This is a genomic window from Thalassospira sp. MCCC 1A01148 (assembly GCF_001613795.1).
Classification (GTDB): Bacteria; Pseudomonadota; Alphaproteobacteria; order Rhodospirillales; family Thalassospiraceae; genus Thalassospira.
Genome location: NZ_LPVZ01000020.1, coordinates 722,522 through 739,385, shown reverse-complemented (window position 1 = coordinate 739,385; position 16,864 = coordinate 722,522). Strand labels below are relative to the sequence as shown.

At 54.5% G+C, this 16,864-nt stretch carries 17 protein-coding genes and 1 tRNA gene; 15 read left to right on the top strand and 3 right to left on the bottom strand.

Features of this window, described 5'->3' with window-relative positions; genetic code table 11:
• Nucleotides 1–16: 16 nt before the first annotated feature.
• Complete coding sequence (locus AUQ43_RS12965; RefSeq protein WP_062956666.1) at nt 17–595, top strand: YqgE/AlgH family protein; 579 nt, start codon at nt 17–19, stop codon at nt 593–595.
• A gap of 78 nt (nt 596–673) precedes the next feature.
• Here AUQ43_RS12965 and AUQ43_RS12960 read toward each other — a convergent pair whose 3' ends face one another.
• Nucleotides 674–1,498: a hypothetical protein gene (locus AUQ43_RS12960; RefSeq protein WP_232310670.1), complete on the bottom strand. Its 825-nt coding sequence runs from the start codon at nt 1,496–1,498 to the stop codon at nt 674–676.
• A 787-nt stretch (nt 1,499–2,285) separates the two neighbouring features.
• Here AUQ43_RS12960 and coxB point away from each other — a divergent pair.
• The 14 genes from coxB (at nt 2,286) to AUQ43_RS12895 (ending at nt 15,665) form a co-directional block, all read left to right on the top strand.
• Nucleotides 2,286–3,137, top strand: a complete 852-nt coding sequence (gene coxB, locus AUQ43_RS12955; RefSeq protein WP_062956664.1) for a cytochrome c oxidase subunit II — start codon at nt 2,286–2,288, stop codon at nt 3,135–3,137.
• 11 nt (nt 3,138–3,148) lie between these two features.
• A complete protein-coding gene (gene ctaD, locus AUQ43_RS12950) occupies nt 3,149–4,732 on the top strand; it encodes a cytochrome c oxidase subunit I (RefSeq protein WP_062956663.1) in 1,584 nt (527 codons plus the stop codon).
• 79 nt (nt 4,733–4,811) lie between these two features.
• The gene (cyoE, locus tag AUQ43_RS12945; protein WP_181838523.1) at nt 4,812–5,738 is read left to right on the top strand and encodes a heme o synthase; all 927 of its coding nucleotides are present in this window, start codon (nt 4,812–4,814) and stop codon (nt 5,736–5,738) included.
• A gap of 14 nt (nt 5,739–5,752) precedes the next feature.
• Complete coding sequence (locus AUQ43_RS20635; RefSeq protein WP_255356119.1) at nt 5,753–5,875, top strand: hypothetical protein; 123 nt, start codon at nt 5,753–5,755, stop codon at nt 5,873–5,875.
• Between the two features lie 6 nt (nt 5,876–5,881).
• Nucleotides 5,882–6,472, top strand: a complete 591-nt coding sequence (locus AUQ43_RS12940; protein ID WP_062956662.1) for a cytochrome c oxidase assembly protein — start codon at nt 5,882–5,884, stop codon at nt 6,470–6,472.
• Between the two features lie 85 nt (nt 6,473–6,557).
• Nucleotides 6,558–7,358, top strand: coding sequence for a cytochrome c oxidase subunit 3 (locus AUQ43_RS12935; protein WP_008889200.1), 801 nt, complete (start codon nt 6,558–6,560; stop codon nt 7,356–7,358).
• A 26-nt stretch (nt 7,359–7,384) separates the two neighbouring features.
• Nucleotides 7,385–7,750: a DUF983 domain-containing protein gene (locus AUQ43_RS12930; protein ID WP_062956661.1), complete on the top strand. Its 366-nt coding sequence runs from the start codon at nt 7,385–7,387 to the stop codon at nt 7,748–7,750.
• Nucleotides 7,751–7,756: 6 nt separating this feature from the next.
• On the top strand, nt 7,757–8,488 hold the full coding sequence (locus AUQ43_RS12925; RefSeq protein WP_062956660.1) for an SURF1 family protein: 732 nt from the start codon (nt 7,757–7,759) through the stop codon (nt 8,486–8,488).
• Between the two features lie 67 nt (nt 8,489–8,555).
• Entirely contained in the window at nt 8,556–10,043 is a 1,488-nt protein-coding gene (locus AUQ43_RS12920; RefSeq protein ID WP_062956659.1) for a carboxypeptidase M32, read from the top strand.
• Between the two features lie 115 nt (nt 10,044–10,158).
• Nucleotides 10,159–10,578, top strand: coding sequence for a cyclic nucleotide-binding domain-containing protein (locus AUQ43_RS12915; RefSeq protein WP_062956658.1), 420 nt, complete (start codon nt 10,159–10,161; stop codon nt 10,576–10,578).
• Nucleotides 10,579–10,768: 190 nt separating this feature from the next.
• Nucleotides 10,769–12,166, top strand: a complete 1,398-nt coding sequence (thrC, locus tag AUQ43_RS12910; RefSeq protein ID WP_062956657.1) for a threonine synthase — start codon at nt 10,769–10,771, stop codon at nt 12,164–12,166.
• Nucleotides 12,167–12,213: 47 nt separating this feature from the next.
• Nucleotides 12,214–13,473 carry a pitrilysin family protein gene (locus AUQ43_RS12905; RefSeq protein ID WP_062956656.1) on the top strand — a complete coding sequence of 420 codons (1,260 nt, stop codon included), beginning with the start codon at nt 12,214–12,216 and terminating at the stop codon, nt 13,471–13,473.
• 120 nt (nt 13,474–13,593) lie between these two features.
• A complete protein-coding gene (locus tag AUQ43_RS12900; protein WP_062956655.1) occupies nt 13,594–14,517 on the top strand; it encodes an ROK family protein in 924 nt (307 codons plus the stop codon).
• A gap of 176 nt (nt 14,518–14,693) precedes the next feature.
• A complete protein-coding gene (locus tag AUQ43_RS12895) occupies nt 14,694–15,665 on the top strand; it encodes a sensor domain-containing diguanylate cyclase (RefSeq protein WP_181838524.1) in 972 nt (323 codons plus the stop codon).
• 95 nt (nt 15,666–15,760) lie between these two features.
• Here AUQ43_RS12895 and AUQ43_RS12890 read toward each other — a convergent pair.
• Both AUQ43_RS12890 and AUQ43_RS12885 read right to left on the bottom strand, forming a co-directional pair.
• Nucleotides 15,761–15,835 (bottom strand) — tRNA-Gln (locus AUQ43_RS12890).
• A 90-nt stretch (nt 15,836–15,925) separates the two neighbouring features.
• Nucleotides 15,926–16,855, bottom strand: a complete 930-nt coding sequence (locus AUQ43_RS12885) for a 4-(cytidine 5'-diphospho)-2-C-methyl-D-erythritol kinase (RefSeq protein ID WP_062956653.1) — start codon at nt 16,853–16,855, stop codon at nt 15,926–15,928.
• Nucleotides 16,856–16,864 lie beyond the last annotated feature (9 nt).

Here is a 16,864-nt window from a genome sequence, read left to right as displayed (position 1 = left end):
AAAGAGAGTTTTCGAGATGGGTGAAGGTATAGACACTGGCGATTATCTTGGCGGGAAGCTTTTGGTAGCGATGCCGGGAATGCGTGATCCGCGCTTTTCGCAAAGTGTGGTCTATATCTGTGCGCACAACAAAGACGGTGCGATGGGGCTTGTCATCAACCGCCTGATCGACAGCATCACCTTCCCCGAACTCCTTGAGCAGCTTGGCATTGCGCGTCCGGCACCCACCATCGAAGACATTCAGGTGCATTTCGGTGGCCCGGTCGAAAGCAGCCGTGGCTTCGTTCTGCATTCAACCGATTTCTCCAACGAAGCGACACTTCACGTCGATCGTGGTGTATCGGTTACGGCGACGGTTGATGTCCTTGAACAGATTGCCGTGGGCGAAGGCCCGCAAAGCCGTATTCTGGCCCTTGGCTATGCCGGGTGGCGCAGTGGTCAGCTTGAAAGTGAGATTCTGGCCAACGGTTGGCTTCATGTCGATGCGGATGCAGATTTGCTGTTTGACACCGATTGCGAAGACAAGTGGGAACAGGCGTTCTCGCGGCTTGGATTTGCGCCCGAACTGCTGTCGGGTGAAGCCGGACACGCCTGAGGCACAGATTTTCACAAACTGCCAAAAGAAAAAGCCTGCCAATCTGGCAGGCTTTTGTTTTGCGCGGGATTATGCGGATCAATCAAACAGGGCGTCGATTTCTTCCTGTGAGAAGATCTGGTCAACTTCATCCTGAGACACGCGATTGGCGTTCTGCGGGGCCTTGGTGACAGTTTTGTCCAGATTGTCGAGGCCCTTGGGATCTGGCGGCAGGTCAAAGTCGCCAAAGTCGTCTTCGCCCCAAATCTCGATCACGCGGTTCACACGTTCCTCGATATATTTCATCGTGTTGACGACTTTGGTGATCCGCTGCCCGGTCAGGTCCTGGAAGTTACAGGATTCAAAGACCTTGACCACAAGCTCGACAATGTCATCTGCCAGCCCCTGCGTGTAGTCATCCGTGGCAGCTGAGCGAATATTGTGCGCGACCGCATCAATCTTCTCGACGGTTTCAAGGATGTTCGCCGTTGCGTCCTCGGTCGCGGCGACAACGGAATCAAGTTCGCCCTTCACGATATTCAGGCGTGTACCGCTATCGTCTTCGGGAGCGGTGTAAAGAGCAGCGATTTCCTTTTTCGTTTCCTGAATGGAATTGGCAAGTGCGCGGACTTCGTTCTTGACCAGGCGCAGTTCCTTGCGGGCATCTGCCTGTTCGTCATCGTCCGGGGCTGCTGCCGCGTTCGCCTTTTTCTGTTCGTCGATCATCAAGCGGATGTCGGACAACAGTTCAAGTTTGAGCTCTTCGATTGCGGTGTGCAGGCTTGAAATGTCAGCGCTGCCTGCAGCACTACCCGTGTCGGTCGGCATTTCGGTCGGCAGGGCGACCATGTCACTCATGGTTTCGAGCTTGTTGAGCAACCGCATCTCTGCGGTGAATAGTCTTTTACTTCCTGAGCGTGCCATAGACGAACCTCTGTCTTTGAACCGTCAGCATCGGACAAGGGCCGGTTTGACCATCTTGCACGGAACATCGGGAATGCATACGTGATGGTAGAATAGTCCGCAAAGCTGATATATCCAACCGAATTTCTATCCGTGATATTGGGGAAAAGCCAACGCAGTTAAAGGGTTTGGACCATAATTTTGCTGCATGTAGGATCGAAGCGCCTCAAAGTATGCACCGAATCGTTCCCTGAAAGGTTTTTTCGGCAATGCCCGGTCAAAATCGGGGCATCCTGCGATGTCATCAATGTGACGTAGCGTTGAGTTGATCCGCACGGATGTCGGCTGCGTAGGACGGATGAGAAAACGGCTTTAGCCATTGGTTGAAGTGATTCTAAGGTCTGTTGCGCATATATTGCAAAGCAGCAAACGCAGGCGAAGCGAAAATCGGCCGAGAGGAATGGCGGTTTTTCTATCCAAGGGTGGGTATTTAGAACGGCTTCAGCTAAAACCGGGGCGCTAATTTGATTTGTTATCAAATACATTTTTTGTGCAACGCAGCGAGGTTTTTTCTGGAACAGGTGTCGAAGATACGCTATTTGCCTGCGTTACCAATGTACTTTCATGTGCAGGCTATTTAAGAATAAGATATGTCAGAGGAAATGCTCCGGCCCGTTGTACTTTAATCTTTGGTTGAGGTTGGGATCATCCCAAGAAGGGGATGATACACCAAGTCACCAAAGCCCAGCGGGGGTGGGGAAGAGTGAGGCATATCGCCTTGAGATGTAATGCGAGGGGGCAGATTCGCATGTCGATCAAGAAGCTATTTCCCATTCTTTTGTTGGGATTGGCGGTACTTACCGGGGTTGATGGCGCAGCGATTGCGGCTGTTGGTCAACCCGAACCGTGGCAGCTTGGGCTGCAGGATCCGGTTTCGCCTGTGGCTGTTGAAGGCCAGAAATTCTTTAATTTGCTTACATGGCTGATGACGATCATTACCGTGATCGTGTTGGCTTTGTTGCTCTACGTGCTTTTCCGCTTCAGCGCGAAACGCAATCCGGTACCGTCGAAAACAACCCACCACACGCTTCTTGAAGTCGTCTGGACTGTTGTTCCGGTCCTGATCCTCCTTGTTATTGCGATCCCGTCTTTCCGCCTGCTGTATTTTGCAGACCGTGTTGAGGACGCCGATCTTACGCTCAAGATCATTGGCAAGCAGTGGTACTGGACCTATGAGTATCCGGATAACGGCAACTTCACCTTTGATTCTCTTATGATCGATCAGGAAACTGCTGTTGCCGAAGGCTTGAACCGCCTTCTGGATGTGGACAATCCCGTTGTCCTGCCGGTTGATCAAAACATCCGTCTGATCATGACGTCAGACGACGTGATCCATAACTGGGCGATGCCGTCGCTGTTCATCAAGCTTGATGCCGTTCCCGGCCGACTGAACGAAACCTGGACCCGCATTCCAGCTGAGTATGCCGGTACGACATTCTATGGTCAGTGTTCGGAACTGTGTGGTGTGAACCACGCATATATGCCGATCGCGGTTAAGGCCGTTACCATGGAAGAATACGAAGCCTGGGTCGCCGAGGCTCAAGAACAGTTCGCATCTGCTGATCTGCCGTCTGCGGTATCAGTGGCATCGGCAGAGTGAGGGAGAGATTGATGGCTCACGCTGAAACACATGATCACGATCATACCCCCGGCTTCTTTACCCGTTGGTTCCTGTCGACCAACCACAAGGATATCGGGACTCTTTATCTAATCTTCTCAGTGCTTGCCGGTTTGATCGGTGGTGCGTTTTCGGTCTGGTTCCGTATGGAACTGGCACAACCGGGAACCCAGGTCATTGATGACCCGCAATTCTTTAACGTGCTTGTGACCGCACACGGCATGATCATGGTGTTCTTTGTTGTCATGCCCGCGATGATTGGCGGCTTTGGCAACTGGTTTGTTCCGATCATGATTGGCGCGCCGGATATGGCGTTCCCGCGTTTGAACAACATTTCGTTCTGGCTGATTGTTCCGGCCTTTATCCTGCTGATGCTCTCAGCCGTGGTTGGCAGTGGTGCCGGCACCGGCTGGACGGTTTATCCGCCACTTTCAAGTGTGCTTGGCCATCCGGATGCCTCGGTGGATATGGCGATCTTTGCCCTTCACCTTGCCGGTGCCAGCTCGATCCTTGGTGCGGTGAACTTCATTACCACCATCTTTAACATGCGTGCGCCGGGCATGACCCTGCATAAGATGCCGCTTTTTGCTTGGGCAATGCTGGTGACGGCATTCTTGCTGCTGCTGGCGGTGCCGGTACTTGGTGGCGCGATCACCATGCTTCTGACCGACCGTAACTTTGGCACGGACTTCTTCAATCCGGCCGGTGGCGGTGACCCGATCCTGTATCAGCACCTGTTCTGGTTCTTTGGTCATCCAGAAGTGTACATCATGATCCTGCCGGGCTTTGGCATCATCAGCCACATCATCTCGACCTTCTCGCGCAAGCCGGTCTTCGGTTATCTCGGGATGGCCTATGCGATGGTGGCAATCGGTGTTGTCGGCTTCATCGTGTGGGCGCACCATATGTACACGGTGGGCTTGGATGTTGATACCCGTGCATACTTTACCGCAGCGACGATGGTGATTGCGGTGCCGACCGGGGTTAAGATCTTTTCGTGGATCGCGACCATGTGGGGGGGCTCGATCACCTTGCGGGCTCCGATGCTTTGGGCAATCGGTTTCATCTTCCTGTTTACTGTGGGCGGTGTGACAGGTGTGATTCTGGCGAACTCGGGCATGGATCTGCCGCTGCATGACACTTATTTCGTTGTGGCGCACTTCCACTATGTTCTGTCGCTTGGCGCTGTCTTCTCGATCTTTGCTGGCTTCTACTATTGGTTCAGCAAAATGTCGGGCTACGAGATTTCCGATCTCGGTGCGAAGATCCACTTCTGGCTGTTCTTTATCGGCGTCAACCTGACCTTCTTCCCGCAGCACTTCCTGGGTCTTGCCGGCATGCCGCGTCGTTATGCCGACTACCCGGATGCGTTTGCCGGATGGAACATGGTTTCGTCTTATGGTGCCTATATCTCGTTTGCGGCGACGATCTTCTTCCTTGGTGTGGTGGCGCATGCCTTCATCCGTGGCAAGAAGGCCGAAGCAAACCCGTACGGGGAAGGTGCAGATACACTGGAATGGACCGTCAGCTCTCCGCCGCCGTTCCATACCTTTGACGAACTGCCACGTATCAAGTAAGTGATCCTGGTTTAAGTCCCCCGCAGGCCCCGGTTTGCGGGGGGCATCCTACCGCCCCAAACGAGAAGACCAGAGTTCAATGACCAAGCAGGTTGCAGATCAGACCCTAGCGCTTGAAAACGCAGTATCCCTGCCGGTTTCGGATGTGCGTGACTATATCGCGTTGCTCAAACCCGGCGTCATGACGCTTGTGGTTTTCACCGGTGCAGTTGGTCTGTTGATTGCGCCGGGAACAATCCATCCGTTCCTCGGACTTGTCGCAATTGCCTGTATTGCTGTGGCCAGTGGTGCGGCCGCATCAATCAACATGTGGTATGATCGCGATATCGACATCCACATGAAACGCACCCAGAACCGGCCAATTCCGGCAGGGCGCGTGCCAGCGGACGAAGCATTGTCGCTTGGCATTGCATTGTCGATTGTTTCGGTAACCGTGATGGCGGTTGCCATCAATATTGCAGCTGCTGTTTTGCTTGCGGTGTCGATTGCGTTTTACGTGTTCGTTTACACCATGTGGCTTAAACGCAGCACACCACAGAATATCGTCATTGGCGGTGCCGCCGGGGCTTTCCCCCCGATGATCGGCTGGGCGTCGGTGACAGGCGGGATTGATCTTAATTCTATCGCGCTGTTCATGATTATCTTTATGTGGACACCGCCGCATTTCTGGGCGCTGGCCCTGTTCAGATGTGGCGACTATGCCAAGGTCGGCGTGCCGATGATGCCGGTGGTTGCCGGCGAGGCGGCGACGAAGAAGCAGATGCTGATTTACACGCTTCTGTTGTTGCCGATCACGCTGGTACCGGTTGCGACTGGTCTGCTTGGTGTCTTTTATGGCGTTACGGCGGCCCTGACCGGGCTGTGGTTCCTGCGCCACGCGGTTCGTGTTCTGCGCAATGCCGAGGAACGCGCCCCGCACAAGATGTTTGGATATTCGATCCTGTATCTGTTTGTCCTGTTCGGGGCGATGGTTGCAGATGTCTGGCTTGCAGGGGTGATCGCATGACGGAGTCCCCTAAAATGAGCAAAGCCGAACTCGAAGCGTTTTATGCCAAGCGCAAAAAGAAGAACTGGGTGTTTCTGGCGATCCTGAGCAGCCTGATTATCCTGTTTTTTGCGATAACCATATTGAAGATGAGCTAGGAAGCCATGGCTGATCAAAAACACACAGATACTGTAAAGGCACGCAACAAGCGTGTGCTGCTCAGCTGTGTTGTCGTCGTTGGCGGCATGATCGGCCTGTCCTATGCATCTGTCCCGCTTTACGAACTGTTTTGTCAGGTGACCGGTTTTGGCGGAACGCCACAAGTGGGCAAGGATACCGGCGTTGAAGTGTCGGAAAAGACCATCAAGGTCCGCTTCAACGCGGATGTGAATTCGGGACTGCAATGGCAGTTCAAGCCCGAACAGCGTGAAATTACGGTGCGTCTGGGCGAAGATAATCTGGCCTATTACGTGGCCGAAAACATGGCCGTCAAACCGATTACCGGGCAGGCGGTCTATAATGTGACACCACTAAAAGCAGGGCAGTATTTCAGCAAGATCGCGTGTTTCTGTTTTGACGAGCAAACCCTTCAACCGGGCGAGCGCGTAGACATGCCGGTCAGTTTCTATGTTGATCCTGCCATTGCCGAAGACATCAATACCCAAGACGTGAAGACAATTACCCTGTCATACACCTTCTTCAAATCCGAGGCATCGGTAGAAGCAGTTGGCGGGAACGAAGATCATGGAGGCTGACAATCCACTGTTTGGTGGCATGTCCAGTCTTTGGTTAACAAAGCGAACTTAGAGTTTCTTTTGTAAGGATTGAGGGGGGCAAGGAATGAGTGATCATGCACAAAAGCATCCGTTCCACCTGGTAGACCCGAGCCCGTGGCCGCTGGTGGCTGCGGCATCTGCTGGTCTGTTTACCGGTGGCATGGTCATGTTCATGCATTCGGACCGTGCGCCGGCTGACTTCTGGCTGGCGGCGATCGGCATTGCAGGCATTCTGTTTGTGATGTTCCGTTGGTGGAGCAACGTGATCAGTGAATCACACATCTATCATAACAAGGTCGTTCAGATCGGCCTGCGTTACGGGATGTCACTGTTCATCGCATCCGAGGTGATGTTCTTTGTCGCCTTCTTCTGGGCATTCTTCCACAACGCGTTTGTGATCTTCAGCCCGGGTGTGACCGAATGGCCGCCTGCCGGTGTCGAAGTACTTGATCCCTGGGATCTGCCGTTCCTGAATACCCTGATCCTGCTGCTGTCGGGTTGCACCCTGACCTGGGCGCATCATGGCATCCTTGAAGGCAAGAAAAAGGACCTTGTTCAGGGACTGGCACTGACCGTTGGTCTTGGCGTTATCTTCCTGTTCCTTCAGGCATATGAGTACAGCCACGCGGCATTCGGCTTCTCGGACAACATCTATTCCTCGACCTTCTACATGGCGACCGGTTTCCACGGCTTCCACGTGTTTGTCGGGACGGTGTTCCTGGCGGTCTGCCTTGTGCGTGCAATGAAAGATGGCTTCAAGCAGGATCATCATTTCGGTCTTGAGGCAGCAGCCTGGTACTGGCACTTCGTTGACGTTGTCTGGCTGTTCCTGTTCTTTGCTGTTTACATCTGGGGCGGCGAATAAGCCGCCGTCAGGGCACAAACAAGATCATGGATGATTATTATCCAAACCTTTCCCCCATTCGTACCGGGTTGGCATGCAAATGCCCCCGCTGCGGTGGGGGAAAGTTGTTTTCGGGCTATTTGACAGTGCGCGAAACCTGTGCGGTTTGCGGACTGGATCTGCGCGGTCATGATTCCGGTGATGGCCCGGCCGTTTTCATCATCTTTATTCTCGGATTTCTGGTGGTGCCCATGGCGCTTTGGGTCGAAATGGCCTATATGCCGCCATTATGGCTTCATGCCGTTATGTGGGGCCCGGTGATCATCGGGTTGACACTGGTCTTGCTAAGGCCGCTCAAAGGCATCATGGTGGCGCTGCAATATCGTCACCGATCGACATCCGAACAGGACTGACCCTTCATGCCACTTCTTAAAACGCGTCCCAGTCTGGCGATGAAAATTTCCGCCGGGCTGTCTTTGGTGATCCTTTTGGGGCTTGGTTCCTGGCAGGTTGACAGACTGTTCTGGAAACAAAACCTGATTGAAAGCCGCCAGGCGCAGGCGCAAATGGCCCCAATCGCGGTGCCGACGGACACGGCCTTTGATCCGGATATGGCGTTCCGCGCGGCATATGCCGAAGGTGTGTACCTGAACGATCAGGAAAAATACCTGATGGCGCGTACCCGTCGCGGCAATGTCGGGTTTCAGTTGATCACACCGCTTGAACAGGAAGATGGCCGTATCATTCTGGTCAATCGCGGCTGGGTGCCCCAGGATTACCGCGACCCTGAAACTCGCCCGGAAAGCCTGATCGAGGGCCCTGTGCAGGTATCTGGCGTTCTGCGTCTGCCGCGCGAAAAGCATTGGGCGCAGCCAGAAAACGATGCCTTGCGCAATCAGTGGTTTTACGTCGATGTCGATCACATGGCCGAAGATTCCGGGGCGGAGCTAGCAAGCCCATATTATCTGGAACTCGATGATTCCGAGGTCCCGGGTGGCTTGCCGATTGGTGGTCAGGCGAAAGTTGAACTGCCCAATAACCATCTTCAATACGCCATCACCTGGTACAGTCTTGCACTGACCCTGATCGTGATGTTTGTCCTGTATCATCGCCGTCCGTCTGGCGATAAGGAAAACAACACGACGTCCTGATTGCACTTTGCCGAATTTGACTGTTTTTTATGCGGACTGTGACCAACCAGACCGCGCAGGAGCCCCCATGACTGAAGCATACAAAAAGCTTGAATCCCGTTTTCACCGCATGAGTGTCCTGTCGGGCATTGGCGGGATGTTGCATTGGGATATGGCAGTGATCATGCCGGGCGGCGGTGCAAATGCCCGCTCCGAACAGTTGGCAACACTGAGTGTTCTGGAAAACGAACTGATCAATGCACCGGATCTGGGGGATCTGATCACCAGTGCCGAGGGCGAAAGCCTTGATGACTGGCAACAGGCCAACCTTGCCGAAATGAAGCGCGCATGGGTTCATGGCACGGCTGTTCCGGGCGAACTGGTCGAGAAGATGTCACGTGCTGGAACGCGCTGTGAGGTCGCCTGGCGTACTGCGCGGGCTGAAAATGACTTCAAGGGACTGCTGCCGCAACTGCAAGAAGTTCTCGATCTGTCGATTGAGGCCGGAAAAGCCAAGGCAGAGGCACTTGGGACGTCCGTTTATGATGCGCTGCTTGATCAGTATGACCCGATGATGCGCTCTGACCGGATTGATACCCTGTTTGCCGAGCTGGAATCCTTCCTGCCTGATTTCACTGCCGATGTCATCGAGCGTCAAAAAGCCGAAGACAAGCCGCTGAAACCGAAAGGGCCGTTCCCGGTTGAAACACAAAACCAGATCGGCCTTGAGCTGATGAAGGCGGTTGGTTTCGACTTTGATCACGGACGTCTGGATATTTCGCATCACCCGTTCTGTGGTGGCATCCCCGAAGACGTACGCTTGACCACGCGCTATGACGAGGATGATTTTACCTCCGCCATCATGGGGGTTCTGCACGAAACCGGCCATGCCATGTATGAGCGCGGGTTGCCAGCCGACTGGCAAAACCAGCCTGTTGGCAAGGCGCGTGGCATGACCATGCATGAAAGCCAGTCGCTTCTGGTTGAAATGCAGGCCTGCCGGTCAGAAGAATTTCTGACCTATGCCGGACCGGTTTTTGAGTCGGCTTTTGGGGGCGACAGTTCGGCCTGGAAGCCCGCCAACCTGCATCGCCTTTATACCCGGGTTGAGCCGGGGCTGATCCGTGTTGATGCCGACGAGGTGACCTATCCCGCCCATGTGATCCTGCGCTATCGCATCGAGCGTGCATTGATCGAAGGTGACATGAAGCTTGCCGACCTGCCATCGGCCTGGAACGAAATGATGCAGAAACTTCTGGGCATTGTGCCCGAAGATGACCGCAATGGCTGCATGCAGGATATCCACTGGCCTGCCGGGGCGTGGGGATATTTCCCGACCTATACGTTGGGTGCGATGGCCGCAGCCCAGATCTTTGCCGCTGCCAGGGAAGCCAACCCTGAAATTCCAGACGCACTTTCACGCGGTGATTTCGCCCCGTTGATGCGCTGGCTTGGCAAAAACATACATGGTCAGGCGTCGAGCAAATCCACCGACGCGATCCTTGAGGCGGCAACAGGAAAGGCCCTTGGCGTTGATGCATTCAAGGCCCATCTTGAGAATAGGTATGGCCAGTAAATTCAATTGAATGGATCGGGCAATCTGCTAGCATTGATTGATGGATTGGTGATATACGCTGCCATCAATGATCGGGGGCAGAATCCCGGCTAATTTACATGGGCACTGCAAAGACATGGGCATAACTGACGGCAACAAGAAGGTCATGGACCGACAGGTCTTTGCCATCGATCAGGTCATTTTCCGCGAAGGCAAGCCCGGCAATGCCGCCTATGTCGTGCAGGAAGGCAAGGTCGAAATCTACAAGACGCTGAGCGAAGACAAAGAAGTCGTTCTGGGAACGATTGAGGCCGGTGGTTTGTTTGGCGAGCTTGCCCTTGTTGATAATCAGCCCCGGATGGCATCCGCCCGTGCCAAGGAACGTACCGTTCTGATCGCAATCAATCGCCAGACGTTCGAGAAGAAAATGTCGGGCTCGGACCGGTTCATCAAGGCGGTCTTGCGAATCCTTCTGGGCAATTACCGCACCGTTGTCCGTCGCGCTGCTCTTGCGGAAGCCAAGTTGAAGGAACATGACATCCCGCTTGATAGCTAAGTCATCACGGATGTTTGCAGCGATGGCTGGTGTTGATCGCGTATTATCGCTGATGCGTGCCAGACCTGTTGTATTGACCCTTGACTATAGCGGCGCAAACCCTCACTAAATCAGGCCTTGCCGTGTTTATGGGGGCGTACTGCGCCTGTGGGCACGGAACCGGTATTCGCCTTACGCAGGAGCAGGTCTAGTGCGCTATGTCAGCACGCGGGGAAGCGCCCCCGTTTTGCAGTTCGATGAAGTTCTTCTTGCCGGTCTGGCCCGTGACGGGGGGCTTTATGTTCCCGAAACCTGGCCGACCTTTTCCAAGGATGACATTCGTGCACTGCGAACTCTGACCTATGCCGAAGTAGCGTTCAAGGTGATCCAGCCGTTTGTGGCGGGCACGGTTGATGACGATGCCCTTAAGGCCATTCTTGAAGATACATATCAGGGCTTTGATCACGAAGCGGTCGCACCGCTTAAACAGCTTGGCCCGAATGACTGGGTAATGGAGCTGTTCCATGGCCCGACGCTGGCGTTTAAGGACTATGCGCTTCAGGTGGTTGGTCGCCTGTTTGACCATGTTCTGGCCAAACGCGGCGAACGCATTACGATTGTCGGTGCGACATCGGGCGATACCGGATCTGCTGCGATCGAGGCCTGCCGTGATCGTGAAAATATCGACATTTTCATCCTTCATCCCAAGGGCCGCGTTTCAGAAGTCCAGCGTCGCCAGATGACGACCATCCTGTCGGACAATGTACATAACGTCGCCGTTGAAGGATCGTTTGATGATTGTCAGGATCTGGTCAAGGCACTGTTTAACGACCATGGCTTCCGTGACGAAGTTGGCCTGTCGGCGGTGAATTCGATCAACTGGGCACGCATCATGTGCCAGATCGCCTATTATTTCTGGGCGGGTGTGCAGCTTGGATCGCCGGAACGTGAAATTTCATTCTCGGTGCCGTCGGGCAACTTCGGCAACGTTTATGCCGGTTATGCCGCCATGCAGATGGGCCTTCCGATCAAACAGTTTGTGGTGGGTGCCAACCGCAATGACATTCTGGCCCGTTTCTTTGAAACCGGAACCATGAAGATGGAAGGCGTTGAACCATCGCTTAGTCCGTCGATGGATATTCAGGTCAGCTCAAACTTTGAGCGTCTGATGTTTGATCTTTATGATCGTGACGGGCTTGCGATTGCCGATATGCTGACCAAGTTCCGTGAAACCGGTGTTATGGAAATGTCGCAGGGCCAGTTTGGCCGTGCGCGTGAACATTTTGACGGTTATCGACTGGATGACGAAGAAACCAAAGCCGCAATCAAGGATGTGCTGGCAACCAGCGGCGAACTGGTTGATCCGCATTCCGTGATTGGCATTGTGTCCGGCCGTCAGTGCAATCGGGACAAATCCGTACCGATGGTGGCACTGGCAACGGCACATCCGGCGAAATTCCCGGATGCGGTCAAGCAGGCGTCGGGCATTTACCCGGACTTGCCGCCGCGTCTTTCCGATCTATATGACCGACCTGAAAAGGTCGAACCCATGTCCAATGATGTGGCCGCCTTGATGGCGCACGTTCGTAAAAACCGACGTGCCGCCTGAAGACAAGCCATGATTGGGCCTGAAATGCGAAACAGGAGTAATGCTATATGACAGTCGAGCTCACCCGGCTTGACAATGGAATGATTGTCGCGACCGACCGTCTGGATCACGTAGAGTCGGTTGCCTTGGGCACATGGGTTGATGTTGGGGCGCGTAACGAGACGCCAGACATCAACGGCATTTCCCATATGCTTGAACATATGGCGTTCAAGGGCACGCGTCGTCGTTCCGCACTTCAGATTTCCGAAGAAATCGAAGCAGTTGGCGGGCAGATGAATGCCTATACCTCGCGCGAGAACACGGCCTATTATTGCAAGGTCCTGCATGAAGATCAGGAACTGGCGATTGATGTGATTGCCGACATCCTGCAGCACTCCACACTGGATGCGAAGGAACTTGAACGCGAACGTCAGGTGATCTTGCAGGAAATCGGTCAGGCCAACGATACGCCCGACGACATCATTTTCGATTACTTCCAGGAAACCGCCCTGCCAAATCAGGCATTGGGGCGCTCGATCCTCGGCAGCCCGGAAAATGTATCGTCGCTCAGCCGCGATCACTTGTTTGATTACATGTCGCGCCGCTACAGCCCGAAGCGCATGGTGTTTTCAGCATCAGGCAAGGTTGAGCATGACCGCGTGGTCGATATGGTCGCCAAAAAGTTCGACAGCCTTCCGGCTCATGAAGACCACGAGATGGAGCCGCTCAGATACGAAGGCGGCAGCCGGATCGAAAACCGCAAGCTTGAACAGGTGCATGTGATCTTTGGTCTTCCGACCGTGTCCTACACCGATGACAGTTTCTATGACCTGCAGGTGTTCAACACCCTGTTGGGTGGCGGCATGTCCTCGCGCCTGTTCCAGGAAATCCGCGAGAAACGCGGGCTGGTTTATTCGGTTTATAGCTTTTCGTCGCATTACGTGGATGGTGGCCTGTTCTCGATCTATGCCGGGACGGGAGCCAATGACATTGGCGAATTGATGCCGGTCATGTGCGATGAACTGGTTCGTGCGACCGAAGACCTTTCCGAGGAAGAAGTCACACGTGCCCGTGCGCAGCTCAAGGCATCGGTGGTGATGGCGATGGAAAGCAATTCGGGTCGCTGTGAAACACTCGCACGCCAGATCCAGATTTTCGGTCGCCCGCAAAGCATGGAAGAAATCGTTGGCAAGATCGACGCGGTTGATCTTGAAAGCGTACGCCGATCCGGTAAGGCGCTGCTTGATGGCAAGCCGACCATTACGGCGCTTGGTCCTGTGGATCAGATGCCGTCCTATGACGATGTGGCAGCACGCCTGCGCAGTTAATTGACAGCGCATCGAGACGTATCGGAGCGGCACTTGCCAGTCGGGCAGGTGCCGTTTCTTTTTGCTGCGCTGCCTTGGCTGGTGTATCCCGTTAACAGTCAGGATTGGGGAACGTGCAGTATGCAATATGCCTTTGATATCGGTGGATCGAACATTGAGTTCGGGGTTTTCGATGCGGACGGATCGTTCGTTGATCATCGCAAGGCATCGACACCGCGCGAAGATCGCGGCGCCTTTATTGCCATCCTGTCCGAATGCATCCGTGACGCCGATGCCAAATACGGTCAGTCGCAGGATATCGGCATCAGCCTGGCAGGCGGGATTGATCCGAAAACCGGTGCCGTGATTTCGGCTAATATTCCGGCGATCAAGGATTGGCCGCTGGCTGCGGAACTTTCCAATGTTCTGGGGCGCAAGGTTCTGGTTGAAAACGATGCCGACTGTTTTGCTCTGGCCGAAGCGTCAAGTGGTGCCGCCCGGGATGCCAGCATCGTGTTCGCCATCATCCTTGGTACGGGTGTCGGTGGTGGCATTGTCGTTGATCGGCAGTTTGTCGGCGGCAATAGTGGTATTCGTGGTGAATGGGGGCATGGAAATGATGTCACCGGAACCCTGATCAAGCATGGCCTTGCCCCGATTGCCTGTGGCTGCGGGCGTACAGGGTGTCTTGATGCCTGGGGTGGGGCCCGTGGCCTTGAACGCATTTATGCCCAGATTGGCGGCGCGGTACGGGCCAGCGAAGACATTACGTCAGGTTGGCACGCCAATGAGGCTTTGGCTGCCAAGGCCATCGACATTTACTGCGATCTGGTTGCCCGTGAACTGGCTTTGATGGTCAATGTTCTTGATCCTGATTGCATTCCCGTGGGGGGCGGTCTGGCATCCGAAACTGCATTGATCGAAGAGATTGATGTACGGGTCCGCAAGCAGGCTCTTGGTCGATATGATACGCCGCTGGTGGTCCCGGGCGCCTTTGTCCGAGATGGCGGCTTGCGTGGGGCCGCCTTGCTTCATCACATGCCGGCGCGCCCGAAAACGCGTTGATTGATCCGGTCATATCAGAAAAATATTATTCAGCCAGAAGAATGGCCTATGCCTTGGTATGCTAAGCGTTTAGAATTTGCCCTGTGCGACCAAGGGTTTTAAATGTTGCAGTATAACAAGACTTTATGGCTGGCGTGTCGGGGGAAAACCGTGCCGGTCACAATATGGGAAACATCATGACGACCGAGTTTGAGACCGATCATCAGGCAGAAATGGCCAAAATGTTCGAACAGCGTGTTGAGGCGATCCTGAAGCTCGGCATTGAGCAGTTTGGCCTGCCTGTTGGGATCTTCAGTGCCATTGGCGAAGAGACCTATGAAATTCGGCAGGTCTTCCACCCGGAAAATGCCCTGACGCCGGGCATGGCGTTCGACCTTGATGAGACTTTCTGCAGTCATGTGATTTCAGCCAGCAAGGTTTTTGCCTTTCATGATGTCAGTGAAAGCGAACTGGGCGACCATCCGGCTGGCGAAAAATTTGGGTTTGCCGCCTATCTTGGTGCGCCGATTGTGGTTGAAGGCGAATGCATCGGAACGCTTGCATTTGGCAGCCCAAATCCGGTGACACCCTTTGGCAAGCATGACATTGATCTCGTACAGCTTTTTGCTGACTCAATTGGCCAGACCGTTGCCCATATTCATGATCGCAAGGCGCTGGATCAGGCGCGAAAAGATCTTGAACGCACTGCCAATACCGATCCGCTGACCGGGCTTTATAACCGGCGTTACATGGAAGGCATCCTGCGCACCGAGCTTGAGCGCTCAAACCGTTATGGCAATGCGGTCGTTGTCGGGATGGTCTATTTTGACAACCTCAAGAGCCTGAATGAAAGCCTTGGCTATGCTGCTGGTGACGCGGCATTGAAGCTGTTTGCCAAGGTGGCATCGGATATGATGCGCGAAACCGATGTGATCGCGCGCTGGAGTGATAAGGAATTCATCATCCTGATGCCGGAAACCGGGGCGGCAGGGGCCTTGAATTATCTGCAGCGTCTGACGGATCATGTCGGGGCAGAGGACTTTCAGGCAGGAAATGAATATCCCGCTCTGACCCTAAGCGTTGGTCTTGGCATTGCCGAGCCGGGGGATACCCTTGCCAAACTGGTATCGCGGGCAAACATTGCCATGCATCAGTCAAAGCAGTCCTGAGCACGAAAATAAGGGTGGCACGTTCGCGCGCTGCCGACCTGCAAAAGGCAGGAAAAAGAAAACCGCTTTGAGGAAAACCTCAAAGCGGTTTGTCTTGGCTGGGGCGGTAGGATTCGAACCTACGATACACGATACCAAAAACCGATGCCTTACCACTTGGCCACGCCCCATCAGCGTGTGTGGCGCGGAAAATAGCGCCCCCATGCGCAGAGTGCAACCCTCTATTTGAAGGTTTTTTTATCCGGTCCTGCCCCGGCTGTTCAGTCCGGAAAGGCTGCGCCGATTTCGGCCTGCTCGCGGGTCTTTTCCGAGAGGATATGCGTGGGTGAAATCCACCAGTCCGGGTTCTGTGTTGCGATGGCATGGGCGGCACGTTCGGCCTGACTGGTTGTGTCGTATATGCCAAAGCAGGTGGCACCACTGCCCGACATTCTGGCCAGCAAACAGCCGTCTTCACGCGCGAGTGCATTGAGCACATCACAAATTTCCGGAAGTATTCCCGTTGCGGGCAAAGTCAGATCGTTGCCGCATTCCGACAGCGCATCGGCAAGCGATGCCGCACTTTGGAATGTCTGGTTGCCTTGCCATGCGCCCGTGGGACTGAACCCCTCGTCAGCGCGGGCCTTGAAAATTTCGGGTGTTGAAACCGCTTTGCCCGGATTGATCAAGACAATCGGTACGGGCGGCAGGTCAGGCAGTTCGGTGATTTCTTCGCCAATCCCCGACATCACGCAGGTTTTGCCGTGCAGGCAAACCGGAACGTCCGCCCCCAGCGACAGGGCGATGTGCGATAAAGTATGCGCATCAAGATCAAGCTTCCACATTTCGCGCAGCAACCGGATGGCCGCAGCTGCATCCGCCGATCCGCCACCAACGCCAGATGCAATCGGCAAGCGTTTATCAAGGATCAAATCCGCCCCCTGTTTGGGCGCACAGGTGTCTTGCAGCAGCTTTGCGGCCCGCATGACAAGATTTTCGTTGATGTCATTCTGGGCAAGGGTGGCCGCCATGGGCCCGGTGATTGAAAGCGTGATCTGGTCATCGCTGCGCAATTCACCACTAAGGACATCACCGGTTGCGGTAAAGCAAACCAGACTTTCAAGCAGATGATAGCCGTCATCGCGTTTGCCGGTGACATGCAAAAACAGGTTAACCTTGGCAGGTGCCTGCTGGCGATAGGTCGCAGACATGAACGTTTC